10 protein-coding genes are annotated in these 12,156 nt (G+C 71.4%); 6 read left to right on the top strand and 4 right to left on the bottom strand.

Annotated elements, in window-relative coordinates:
- From NBZ85_RS18925 to NBZ85_RS18915, 3 genes are all read left to right on the top strand, one after another.
- On the top strand, positions 1–791 hold a 791-nt coding region (locus NBZ85_RS18925; protein WP_261562329.1), incomplete at its 5' end, for a response regulator.
- A gap of 34 nt (positions 792–825) precedes the next feature.
- Positions 826–1,398 carry a hypothetical protein gene (locus tag NBZ85_RS18920; protein ID WP_261555152.1) on the top strand — a complete coding sequence of 191 codons (573 nt, stop codon included), beginning with the start codon at positions 826–828 and terminating at the stop codon, positions 1,396–1,398.
- Between the two features lie 427 nt (positions 1,399–1,825).
- Positions 1,826–4,156: an Hsp70 family protein gene (locus NBZ85_RS18915; protein ID WP_261555150.1), complete on the top strand. Its 2,331-nt coding sequence runs from the start codon at positions 1,826–1,828 to the stop codon at positions 4,154–4,156.
- A gap of 146 nt (positions 4,157–4,302) precedes the next feature.
- Here NBZ85_RS18915 and NBZ85_RS18910 read toward each other — a convergent pair whose 3' ends face one another.
- The 4 genes from NBZ85_RS18910 to NBZ85_RS18895 form a co-directional block, all read right to left on the bottom strand.
- On the bottom strand, positions 4,303–5,052 hold the full coding sequence (locus tag NBZ85_RS18910; RefSeq protein WP_261555148.1) for a dienelactone hydrolase family protein: 750 nt from the start codon (positions 5,050–5,052) through the stop codon (positions 4,303–4,305).
- A 167-nt stretch (positions 5,053–5,219) separates the two neighbouring features.
- Positions 5,220–5,654, bottom strand: a complete 435-nt coding sequence (locus NBZ85_RS18905; RefSeq protein WP_261555145.1) for a nuclear transport factor 2 family protein — start codon at positions 5,652–5,654, stop codon at positions 5,220–5,222.
- 569 nt (positions 5,655–6,223) lie between these two features.
- Positions 6,224–6,556: a hypothetical protein gene (locus tag NBZ85_RS33825; RefSeq protein ID WP_261555144.1), complete on the bottom strand. Its 333-nt coding sequence runs from the start codon at positions 6,554–6,556 to the stop codon at positions 6,224–6,226.
- 53 nt (positions 6,557–6,609) lie between these two features.
- Positions 6,610–7,944, bottom strand: a complete 1,335-nt coding sequence (locus NBZ85_RS18895) for an SRA domain-containing endonuclease (RefSeq protein WP_261555143.1) — start codon at positions 7,942–7,944, stop codon at positions 6,610–6,612.
- Between the two features lie 178 nt (positions 7,945–8,122).
- Here NBZ85_RS18895 and NBZ85_RS18890 point away from each other — a divergent pair, with 178 nt between their 5' ends.
- The 3 genes from NBZ85_RS18890 to NBZ85_RS18880 all read left to right on the top strand — a co-directional run.
- Positions 8,123–9,079: a response regulator transcription factor gene (locus NBZ85_RS18890; RefSeq protein ID WP_498041249.1), complete on the top strand. Its 957-nt coding sequence runs from the start codon at positions 8,123–8,125 to the stop codon at positions 9,077–9,079.
- 7 nt (positions 9,080–9,086) lie between these two features.
- Positions 9,087–11,036 carry a sensor histidine kinase gene (locus NBZ85_RS18885; RefSeq protein ID WP_438803094.1) on the top strand — a complete coding sequence of 650 codons (1,950 nt, stop codon included), beginning with the start codon at positions 9,087–9,089 and terminating at the stop codon, positions 11,034–11,036.
- 82 nt (positions 11,037–11,118) lie between these two features.
- On the top strand, positions 11,119–12,156 hold a 1,038-nt coding region (locus tag NBZ85_RS18880), incomplete at its 3' end, for an ArnT family glycosyltransferase (RefSeq protein ID WP_261562328.1).

Genomic DNA, 12,156 nt, shown 5'->3' with positions numbered 1-12,156 from the left:
GGCCGGTCTCGGTGGCGATCATCGACGACCATCCGATCGCCACCGAGTCGCTGGCCGCCCGCTTCGTCGGCGCCGGGTTCTCGGTCCTCGCGCCGGCCCCGAGCCTCGAGGCGTTCGACCGCAGCGCCATGCCCGGCGTCGTCGTCTGCGACCTGCACCTGCCCGGGATCTCCGGCGCCGCGGCCGTGGCCGAGCTGCACACCCGCGGCCTGCCGGTCCTGACCACGTCCGGGGTGGCGACTCCCGACGAGGTGCTCGACGCGATCGCCGCGCAGGCCCGCGGGTTCGTCGACAAGACGGCGCCGGCGCAGCAGTTCGTGGCCGCGGTGACCGCCGTGGCCACCGGCAGCTACCACGTCTCCGCCCGACTCGCCGGTTTCCTGCTGGAGGACGCGCAGCGGCGCCCGCTTTCCCGCGGCGAGATCGACGCCGACGAACGTAACCTGCTGCGCGGCCTCGCCCAGGGGGATCATCTCGACGAGCTGTGCGCCGAGTGGGGTCTGTCCGCACCCGACGCGCACGGCCGGCTCGCCCGGATCTTCGACGCCGCCCGCCGCCGGCGCCGGCTGCACCGGCCCTCGCCGCGGGAGGCCGAGGTGATGGTCCTCGTCGGGTGCCGGGGCCTGTCCCACAAAGAAGCGGCCCGGGCGATGAGCGTCAAGGCCAGCGTCGTCGCCGACTACCTGCGCACGGTGCGGGCCAAGTACATCGCGAGCCATCCCGGTGCCCCGCCGACGATCCCCCCGAGCACCGCTGCCGCGATCTGGGCCCGCGAACTCGGCTTCGACTGAGCGCCGCTTCGCCCTGTCGCATCCCCCGATTTTCGTGGGATTGCCCGACGCCTCCCGCACCCACACCCTCGTCAGGATGGGTGCCGGCGGCGAGGAGGGGGACCGGGCGCGGGCGGACCGACTGCGTGCGGCATTCCTCGCCTCCTTCCTCGGCGCGGCGGCGCTGCCGCCCGGGATGTCCCGGATCAGGCCGCCCGACGCCGCGTCCCCACCGTCCGCCGGCCGGGCGGTGCAGCAGGGCCGGGCCATCTGGCTGGGTTCGCCCGATGCGGAGCTCTACCGGCTCGACGACACGCGCTGGCTGCTGCCGAGCCCGCGCCGGGCCGGCGAGCTCGTCCGGGAGCTGCTCGGACCACCGGCCATCCCGCCGCTCGCAGATGCGGGAGACGACCCGCCGGGCGCCGGGCACGTGAGCGTTCTCCAGGTCGGGCCCGTGGTGGCGCGACTACAGGCCGTCCCCGGCGAGGGTTCGGCACTGCCGGACGGCCTCGCTGCCGACCTCGACCGGCTGGTCGCGCAGCAGATCTCGGTGCTCGCCGGCGCGGCCCTCGACCTGCGCCGTCCTGCCTGGCACCCCGCCCGGTGGATTTCCCGACCGGGCCGGTGACGACGGGGGGAAACCAGCGGGGAAACCGGACTTCGACGGCTTGCGCCGGCGCTTTTCCCCCGATGACCGGCGCTTTTCCCCCGATGAATCGGGGATGGCGGGCGCCGTCGACATCCCGCACGATGAGTCCAGGGACCGCGCCGGTGCGACGGGTCAGGCCAGTTCGCCGGGGGGGCGAGACGGCCAGTCGCCGAATCGGGGGCGCGCCGGCGCGGTTCCGCGGACTGCCGGCCGTTTCGGGGGAGGCCGGTAGTCCGCCGCCACATCCGGCCACCGCGCGCACGACGGTCCACCGCGCAACGCAACCACGGGCGGCAACCGGATACGGACGGTCAGTCCCGTTTTCCTGCTGTTTGGCGAGGGTGTCGACGGCGCCCCGGTCGGCGCCGCTACGATCTGCCCACCGGAATCGTGGACAGGGGGTGCCGTGGGCGAGCCGATCCTCGCGATCGACTACGGTACCTGCAGTGCCCGGGCGGCTCTTGCCGTCGAAGGCCGCATCGAACCGGTCCGGGAACCCGCCAGCGGCTCGGTGAGCTGGCCGGCGTCGGTGTTCGCCGACGGGGGCAACCTGATCGTCGGTACCCTCGCCGAACGCCGTAAGCGGATCTGGCCCGCCGCCTACCGCGGCGAGATCAAACGCGACCTGGCCCGCGACGGCGCCGTGCCCCTCGATGGCCGCGGCTACCCCGCGCACGTGCTGGTCACCGCCGTGCTCGGCGCCCTGAAGGCGGAGGCGGAGCAGCAGCTCGACGGGCAGTCGCTGACCCGGGCCGTCGTCACCGTGCCGGCGAGCTACGACCCGGCCGGCCCGCTGCGCAGGGTCATGATCTCGGCGGCGGAGGCCGCCGGCTTCATCGACGTGGACCTGCTCGCCGAGCCGGTCGCCGCGGCCTGGTCGCCGCTGGTCGGCACCGAGCCGGAACCCGGTTCGCTGATGCTCGTCTACGACCTGGGCGGCGGGACGTTCGAGGGCGCGCTGGTCTCGGTCGGCGAGAACGGCCGGCACGAGATGATCGCGCACGCGGCGCTGCACGACTGCGGCGGGCGTGACCTCGACCAGATCCTGTTCGACGAGATCCTCGGCCTCTACGGTCCGGGGCTGGAACCGCTGCTCAACCCGCCGGGCAACGGCGACATGTACCAGACCACGGCCAGCCGCACCCGCCACGAGCTGCTCGACTTCGCCCGCGCGGTCAAGCACCAACTCAGCGACATCGCGGTCGTCGAGGACGTGTTCAGCCCGGCGGGCCTGCTGGTCAGCATGCGGCGCGACCGGCTCACCCAGCTCGCCTCGCCGACCCTGGCCCGCACGATGGCCTGCTGCCAGCACCTGCTGGAGACCGCCGGGTACGGGCCGGACAAGCTCGGCGGGGTACTCCTCGTCGGTGGCAGCTCGCGCATCCCGGTGGTCACCGACGTGCTGGAGGGACGGCTCGGGGTCGGCACCGACTGGCCCGGCCAGCAGCTGTTCTCCCCGGTCGACCCAGAGCTCGCGGTGGTGCTCGGCGCGGCGGCCTGGGCGTCGTCGGTGTCGACCCGGCGGACCACCGCCGCGCGGCCGAACCCCGTGTTGCAGCCGGCCCGCTGGGACATCCCCGGCGGGCGGGCGACGATGGTTCGCTGGCTGGTCGAACCGGGGGAACGCTTCGACTCGGGCGCCGTGCTGGCCCGCGTCCGGCTCACCGACGGCACCCTGTTCGACCTGGCCGTCGAGGCGCCGGGCAGCCTCATCCACACCCACGCCGAGCCCGGCACGCCGGTCCGCGACGCCGACTGGCTCGCGACCACCCTGCCTTCCGGGCCCGCGCCGCTGGGTTCGCCGGGCGCCGCGGACCTGCGCGGCTTCGAACGCAGCAGCCGCCCGTCACTGCACGTGGAGGTCACCGCGCGGGCCACGCTCACGGGCCACGAGCGCGACGTCACCTCCGCCGCCTTCTCCCCCGACGGCGGGCTGCTCGCCACCACCAGCAAGGACGGCACCCGGCTGTGGGACGTCGCGACCGGCCGCGTGGCGACGACGCTCACCGGGCGCAAGAGCCTGGTCGTGCACGGCTGCGCGTTCTCCCCCGACGGCAAGCTGCTGGCCACCACCGGCAGTGACAAGACCGCCCGGATCTGGGACGTCGCCACCGGCCGCCAGACGGTGACGCTGACCGGTCACCGCGGCCCGGTCTACGGCTGCGCCTTCTCCCCCGACGGGGCCCTGCTCGCGACCACCGGCACCGACCGCACCGTGCGGCTGTGGGGCTCGTCGACCGGCAAGCACATCGCCACCTTCAACGGCCACCGCGGCACCGTCTACGGCTGCGCCTTCTCCCCCGACGGCCGGCTGCTGGTCACCGCGGGCGCCGAGTCGACGCTGCTGTGGGACGTCTCCGTCGGGGAGGCCATCATGAGCCTGCCCGGGCACACGAACTTCACCGGCGGCTGCGCCTTCTCCCCCGACGGCAGCCTGCTGGCGACCGCCGGCAACGAGGGGACCCGGCTGACCGACGCCGGCAGCGGCAGCACCGTCGCGACCCTGCCCGGCTCGGCCCAGAGCTGCGCCTTCTCCCCCGACGGCCGGCTGCTGGCGACGGCGAGCACCGACGACACCGCCCTGCTGTGGGACGTCTCGACCGGCGCGGCCATCGCGACCCTCACCGGGCACAGCAGCACGGTGATGAGCTGCGCCTTCGCCCCCTTCGGCCTGCTGCTCGCCACGACCAGCACGGACATGACCGCCCGCCTCTGGGACATCATCTACACGCCGTAACACCGCAACGCCGTAATGCCGCGCGTGCCGGCCGTTTCCTTGCCCTTCCAGGGGGACGAATCGGGCACGGGACCCTCCAGAAGGGCAAGGAACTCCCGCTGCAGCCAGGAACCCCCGCTGCAGCCAGGCGTCTCGGGGCCGGTGTGTCAGCCGGTGGGCAGCAGGTCCCGGGCGAACAGCGCCGTGACCTGGTCCCAGTGCCGCTGCGCGGCCGCCGCGTCGTAGCTGGGGTTGTCCGCGACGGCGAAGCCGTGCGCGGCGGTGTACTGCTCCAGTTCGTAGCGGGCGCCGGCCTTGTCCAGCGCCGTGGTGAGCAGCTCCTGCTGCTCCGGCGTGCAGGACTGGTCGTCGGCCGCGACGCCGAAGTAGAGCGCGGCCTGGATGGCATCGGCCTGCAGGTGCGGGCTGGTCGGCTCCTCGGTGGCGATGCCGCCGCCGTGGATCGACGCGGCGGCCGCGACCCGGTCCGGGATCGCGCCGGCCACGGTGAAGGCCAGCAGCCCGCCCCGGCAGTAGCCGATCGTGCCGACCTTGTCGGCTCGCACGTCGGACCGCGCGTCCAGCACCTCGAGCAGCGCCGCGGTGTCCTGTACGACCAACGCCGGGGCCGCCTTGCCCATCACGGCCATCAACTCGGCGCGTTGATCGGGATCGGACCACACCGTGCCCACGTCGAACGAGATCTTGCCGGACCGGTAGAAGAAGTTCACCACCGCCACCGCGTAGCCGAGCGAGGCGAGCTGGGCGGCCATGTCGTGCATGACCGGGCGGACTCCACCGGCGTCCGGATAGAAGATGACGACCGGCGGCGTCGTGCTCCCGCCGTCGTCGGGGGTGTGCAGGTACACGTCCATCACACCGTCGGCCGTGCGTACGTCAAGTTCGGTAACGGGCACTCGGTTCGCCTCCCGCTGGTCCTGGGCCCAGCCTGATACTGGGCGCAGTCATAGCGGCGAGCAGCATCCTCCATACCGCGCCGAGAGGGTACAGACGGCCCCCGCGGATGCGGTGGGCGTCCGTAACACCACGTCAAGCGACCGATTCCGGCGCAGTCCGGAAGGCTTCAGACGGGACGCGCGGAGTCCGCGGCGGCGGGGTCGTCCGTCGCGTCCGCGGGCGGGCACTCCAGGCCGAAGTCGTCGAGCACGGTGCTCGGCGCGACGCCGCAGCCCACCTCGTAGGTACCGAGCTGGACGAGCTTCCAGCCGCCGTCGGTGCGGTGCAGCACACCCTCCGCCCGGTCGAGGTCCTCGACCGTCGGGTGCAGCTCGGTGTACGCCCAGCTCGGGTCGCTGCTCGCGAGGGCGGTGCCGGCGACCTCGTACTCGTTCGCCGGGACCTGTGCGGTGTACGGGCTGGTGCGTACCGCCTCGGCGATCGCGTCGGCCTCGCGGGTGGAAGGAGCGACGGTCTCGGCATCGCGGACCGGCGACACGACCACCCCCGTGCTCGCGTTGGCGACGGCGGAGGAACCGGTACAGGCGAAGGCAGTACCCACTGTAACGACCCCCGCGGTGACCAGAGTGGCTGTGGGCAGTACCACCCGACGCGCCACGCTAGGGCGCACGCCGTGGCGGGCGGACTGAGGACGACGGTGTCGAGCCATGCGGAGCACCTACCCAGTTTGCGCGGGTGAACCCCCCCTTGGGGCGCGATTCCCTGGTCGTCCTGCCGACAGACCACAGAGTGATCCCGGGGGGTCCCCGCCGTCACCTGGGTGGCAGCCGTGTGACGTCGGGATCGTCACCGTGAGAGGTGGCCGACGCCGTCGCGGAACGCGCCGAAAGAGGTAGCGCGGCCGGGCCGCGCGCCCGGGCCGCGCCGCCACCGCTGGGCCCGCCGCCACCAGACGCGCCACCGTCGAACCCGTCAGCGCCAGGCCTGTCGACATCGGTCGGGGCAGCGTCGTCGCTCCCCGGTCGACCCCGAAACCGATGCCTCCGTCGTCTCCGAGCCGTCTTCGTCCCCGTCCCAAACCAGCCCAGTCCAGCCGCCGGCCGCTACGGCGCACTAGCCGTCCAGGCCGGCCGGTTCTCCGAGGCGCGTCACCGGTCAGGTCCGGCTGGCCTAGGGCGATCCAGGGGTCCGCGCGTACCTTGCCCACAGCCGCGGAAGATTACTGGCTGTCCGGGCACGGAAGACCGCAACGCTGGTGGCCACCATCCAGCCACGGGCCAGCAGCCCGGCCGAGTCCGGCAGGCCGACGCCGAGCGTCGCGCCGATCGACACCTCGCCGGCCAGGGCACTGCCGCCGGCGTACAGAAACATCAGGACGGCCTTGCCCCAGCGGTTGAGGTCCGGCTCGCCGGTGAGACCGAGCTTCGCAAAGATCGATTTTCTGTGCTTCTCCACCGCCCGCTCGGGCAGCACGAATCTCTCGACGGCCGCCGGGTCGATCATGGACTCCTTTGCCGTCAATTCATCTCAAGATCCAGATAATTTAAATTCTTCGATCACCGCACTCGCGATGCCCCTAGGCTACTCGCCCATACCGGGTGGGAATCCGTTTTCCACACGACATTGACGTCCACGCTGGCGCACAAGTTCAGGAGATCCGGGCGCGGTTCCGCGGGAACCAGGAGGACCAGATGTGGGGCCGGCTCAATGAAACGTCGATAGTCGAGGAGTTGACCAATTCCCATACGTATGGCCTCACGCGTGACAGTCCCCTTCGCCTCTACCAGTTCGCCCGATGTTCCATCGTAGAGATCTGCAAAAAGGGGACCCAGCTCATTTAGCGGAAGAATCTGCTTCCGACAAACATCATGACCAAGAGACCGCAAATATGCGGCATAATCGCGAACAAGATTGGCTTCCCGCCGAGCAGCAGTGGTGGGCTTCTCCGGACCGATCACAGCGTACTGGTCGACGCTGGATTCCTCTATCGGCACGGAGACAACGCGGCTGGTAGTGGCAGTGCCAACCGGGATTATGGCATCAACGAGATGCACCGATCCATGCGGGCGGAGCCGAAACATGATGACCGACCGCATCGGACCGCCTCGCGTTCCTGGCGCCCGGCTCGTGTACCACGGAAAGTCAGCATCGAGCTCGAATTCGCCGACATACTGAACACCGCTGTCCACAACATGGAAGAGACGAAGTGCGCGATCCTTCGTCCGATGATTTAGCACAGCCAGGTTACTCCCCGCCATTTTCTGATCACCGACCTGCCCTTCTCCGGTGTAGTGGAAGCATCCGTCGTCACCCCAGCCATCAAAATAGCCATGAATTCTACCCTTGATCGGGTTTGTAAAGAGCAGGATGTTAGGACTCTCCGCGCACGGTCCAATGCCAGATTGATGATTTCCGCCGTATCTTTTGTGGATGGCGCGGCGAATCTGCACAACACCCGGTTCAATCTCCCAGAAGTTGATCTCCGGGTTCGATGATTTCGTCGACTCGTCAACGAAAGATCGCAGCACCGACAGGAACCGCTCACGGTTGCGTCCGACACGCAGGAGATCGAACGTAAGCTCAGAAAGACCGATAGCAGGATTCTCCTGGTCCAGCCACCGGCGCTGCTGGGAGCTGTCAGCAGGCGGCACTGGAGTCCCCGCACAGATCTCCCACAACGGCGAGTCACGTAGCGCGACCATCGGGAAGTCCCTTGCCCTTGATCCGTCGGCGTCCCCGCTCACTCCCGCGTCCAGGACCGCCGACAGCTCCGCGCGAACCTCGGACCACCGACTCAGCCGCACGCCATCCGTGACGCGCTCCACCGCCCACAGCAGCATCAACGACTCAGATGACCGTGATCCGCTCTGATCCGACGCGCCCAGCACCATATGCAATCCACTTAAAGCTTCATCGATATGCACTAGGCAACGATATGGTCACCGCGCTCAGGCCTATCACGGTGATCCAAGGATCGGTGGGCACACCCAGAGCCCACTTCAGACGCTCACAGGAAGTTCACAGCCGAGTCTCAGGTAGCGGCCAGGCATCTGGGAGAAGCTGTCCCCTATGCAACCGGTGCGGGTACTCGTGGTGGACGACGAGACGACGCTGGCGGAGCTGCTGTCGATGGCGCTGCGCTACGAGGGGTGGGAGGTGCGCAGTGCCGGGGACGGGCGCGGTGCGCTGCGGCTGGCGCGCGAGTTCCGGCCGGACGCGGTGGTACTCGACATCATGCTGCCCGACATGGACGGGCTGGAGGTGCTGCGACGGCTGCGGGCGGAGAGCCCGGACGTCCCGGTGCTGTTCCTGACCGCGCGCGACGCCGTCGAGGACCGGGTCGCGGGGCTCACCGCCGGCGGTGACGACTACGTGACGAAGCCGTTCAGCCTGGAGGAGCTCGTCGCCCGGCTGCGCGGGCTGATGCGCCGCGCGGCGCGGACCACCGAGGCACTGCAGGGCGCCCGGCTCGTCGTCGGCGACCTGACCATGGACGAGGAGAGCCGCGAGGTGGCGCGCAGCGGCGTCCCGGTGCACCTGACCGCCACCGAGTTCGAGCTGCTGCGTTTCTTCATGCGCAACCCGCGCCGGGTGCTCAGCAAGGCGCAGATCCTCGACCGGGTGTGGAACTACGACTTCGGCGGGCAGGCGAACGTCGTCGAGCTGTACGTCTCCTACCTACGCAAGAAGATCGACGCCGGCCGCGCGCCGATGATTCACACGATGCGTGGCGCCGGCTATGTGCTGCGGCCGGCCGATGTGGACCATCCGGCGGCTCGGGCGGACGGCCCCTCCGCCATGTCCCCATCCGCGGCTGCCCGCGCCGGCGCGTTCAGCACCGGAGGCCGGTCAGCCACGGTTGCCAACGACTCGGATGCGGCCGCCGCCGGCCTGGGCGCGGCTGGCGCGATGCAGACGCGTGCGGACCTCGGCCGGGCGGCGCATTTCGCGCCGGAGTCCGCCGGGGCCAGCCGCCCTGACCCGGCCGGACCGGGCGGGGGCCATCGGCACGCCCGCCGGAGCTGACGCACCAATGGCCTCCGAGCAGCCCGCTGACCCGACCGCCCAGGTTGGGCCGTACGGACGCGGCGGTCGAGGTGGTCGCCGGCGCGCCCGCCACGACCGGCACGGCTGGTCGGTCGCCCCGTCCCGCTGGTCGTTGCGGACACGGCTGCTCGCTCTGCTCATGGTGCTGCTCGCGACCGTGTCCCTGGCGATCGTGTTCGTCACCGCGGTGGCGTTGCGCGGCGTCCTGCTCGACCAACTCGACCACCGGCTTTACGAGGCGAGCATGCGGTGGGACCGCACCCCGCCGTCGCGGTTCTTCGACACGCCCCTGCCGCAGCAGCTCCCCGGCGACGGCTCGGGCTCCGGATCAGGAACGATCCCCGCGCCGGGCTACGGCTCGGGATCGGGGTCAGGGTCGGGCGCGGGGTCAGGGTCGGGGTCGGGCTACGGCACGACAACCTCCTGGCAGCCTGCCGCCACCACCACCACGACCGGCGGGAGCAGCACGACCGGCACCGCCTCGACGCGCGCAATCACGGCTCAAGGGGGATCCGCGCGCGTGATCACCCCTGCGGTCTCGAAGGCAATGGCGGCCAGCTCGACGACGTCCGCGGTGCAGACGCTGTACGGCGTGAGTGGCGGCACCCTGCTCCGCCGTTTCTTTACCGGGCCGGGGGTCGAGCCCGGCATGCTGGCCGCGGTCATCGACGGCTCCGGCATCTACGGCGCCTACATCGGTTCGGCCGACTCCCCGCAGGTGCTCTCCGCCAGCCAGGCCACCGCCGTCGCGGCCGTCCCACGCGACAACGAAACGCGCACCCGCGGTCTCGCGGACGTCGGAGACTACCGGCTGCTCAGCCGCACCCAGTCGGATGGCACCACCGTCATCACAGGCCTGCCGATGAAGCAGGTGAACGCGACCGTGGCGAAGATGGCCGCCATCGCCGGTGCGGTCGCCCTGGCCGGGGTGGCCGCGGCCGCGATCGCCGGCACGGCGATCGTCCGGGTGACGCTGCGCCCGCTGCGCCGGGTCGCGGCGACCGCCTCCCGGGTCGCGGAGATGCCGCTCGACCGGGGCGAGGTGGCGCTGTCGGTGCGCGTGCCGGAGGTCGACACCGATCCGCGGACCGAGGTCGGCCAGGTGGGTTCGGCGCTCAACCGGATGCTCGGCCACATCGGGGCGGCGCTGGCCGCCCGGCATGCCAGCGAGACGCGGATGCGGCAGTTCCTCGCCGACGTCAGCCACGAGCTGCGCACCCCGCTCGCCGCGATCAGTGGCTACGCGGAGCTCACCCGCCGCACCCGTGAGCCCGTCCCGCCCGACGTCACCTACGCGATGAGCCGGGTCGAGTCGGAGAGCGCGCGGATGACGGCGCTGGTCTCGGATCTGCTGCTGCTCGCCCGGATCGACTCCGGGCGGCCGTTGGAGCACGAGCCGGTCGACATCTCCCGGATGGTCGTCGACGCCGTCAGCGACGCGCATGTCGCCGCCCCCGACCACCGTTTCGCCCTCGACCTGCCCGAGGAGCCGGTCACCGTCACCGGCGATGCGGCCCGGTTGCACCAGGTCCTCGCGAATCTGCTGGCCAACGCCCGCGCCCACACGCCGCCGGGAACCCGGGTGACAGCCAGCCTGTCCGTCACCGACGACGAGGTCACCGTCGCCATCGTGGACGATGGCCCCGGCATCCCTCCCGACCTGCTGCCCGAGGTCTTCGAACGGTTCGCCCGCGGGGACAGCTCGCGGTCCCGGGCCGCGGGAAGCACCGGGCTCGGCCTCGCCATCGTCGCGGCCGTCGTCGAGGCCCACCACGGCCAGGTGGAGGCGACCAGCCAACCCGGCCGCACCGCCTTCGTCGTCGCGTTGCCCCGCTGGTCCCCGGCGGTGTCGGCGCCGGGCGAGCCGGCCGCCCCGCCGGCCCTGCCAGCCGCCCCCACCGAATCGGCCCTCGCCGGGTCGGCCCGCCGCACCTGAGCACTCCCATCCGCCGAGCTTCACAGGTTGCACACAGGCGGAGCACAAGGACTCAAAAGGTCGATGGCTCAGGGTGATTCCTATGTCGCCCACTCTCACCGACCCGATCCCGCACGCCGGGGGTCGGCGCACTCAGGGACACCGTCGCCGGCTGCCGTGGAGCAGGACGGACCCCGCCCAGCCGGCGGACCCTGCCCAGCCGACGGATCACGACGCGCCCACGGTGCTCGGGGTCACCGACGAGGGCGCCGCACCGCCCGTCGCCGCGGAGCCGGACCCGCGTTGGGTCCGCCCGGCGCTGATCGTCCTGCTGGTCGGCACCGGCGTGCTGTACCTGTGGGACCTGAGTGCCTCGGGCTGGGCCAACGCCTTCTACTCGGCCGCGGTCCAGGCGGGCTCGGTGAGCTGGAAGGCGTTCTTCTACGGCTCCTCGGACGCCGGCAACTCGATCACCGTCGACAAGCCGCCGGCCTCCCTGTGGGTGATGGCGCTCTCGGCGCGCATCTTCGGCCTGAACTCGTGGAGCCTGCTTGTCCCGCAGGCGCTGATGGGTGTCGGCTCCGTCGCGCTGCTCTACGCGACGGTGCGCCGCCAGCTGTCCGCCGGGGCGGGGCTGCTCGCCGGCGCGGTGCTCGCCCTCACCCCGGTGGCAGCGCTGATGTTCCGGTTCAACAACCCGGACGCGCTGCTGGTGCTCCTGCTCGTCGGCGGCGCGTACGCGACGCTGCGCGCGGTGGAGCAGGCCAGCACCCGCTGGATGGTGCTGGCCGGCGTGCTGGTCAGCTTCGCGTTCCTGACGAAGCTGCTGCAGGCGCTGGTCGTCGTGCCGATCTTCGCGCTGGTGTACCTGGCCTGCGCGCCGACGTCGTTCTGGCGCCGGGTCCGCCAGACGCTCGCCGGTGGCCTCGGGCTGCTGGTCCCCGCCGGGCTGTTCATCGCGATCGTGGAACTGGTCCCCGACTCGTCGCGGCCCTACATCGGCGGCTCGCAGCACAACAGCCTGCTGGAGCTCACCCTCGGCTACAACGGGCTCGGCCGGCTCACCGGTAACGAGACCGGCAGCGTCGGTGGCGGTGGCGGTGGCGGCCGCCGGGGCGGCGTCTTCGGCGGCATGCTGCAG

The organism is Frankia tisae, from assembly GCF_025403405.1.
GTDB classification, from domain to species: Bacteria; Actinomycetota; Actinomycetes; order Frankiales; family Frankiaceae; genus Frankia; species Frankia tisai.
The sequence above is the reverse complement of the archived record's forward strand: the minus strand, read 5'-3'. Positions and strand labels throughout refer to the sequence as shown.

Bases quoted from the DNA above. Each gene is read 5' to 3' on its own strand.
- NBZ85_RS18890 (WP_498041249.1), top strand. From the start codon at position 8,123: ATGCAACCGGTGCGGGTACTCGTGGTGGACGACGAGACGACGCTGGCG.
- NBZ85_RS33825 (WP_261555144.1), bottom strand. From the start codon at position 6,556: ATGATCGACCCGGCGGCCGTCGAGAGATTCGTGCTGCCCGAGCGGGCG.
- NBZ85_RS18895 (WP_261555143.1), bottom strand. From the start codon at position 7,944: ATGGTGCTGGGCGCGTCGGATCAGAGCGGATCACGGTCATCTGAGTCG.
- NBZ85_RS18885 (WP_438803094.1), top strand. From the start codon at position 9,087: ATGGCCTCCGAGCAGCCCGCTGACCCGACCGCCCAGGTTGGGCCGTAC.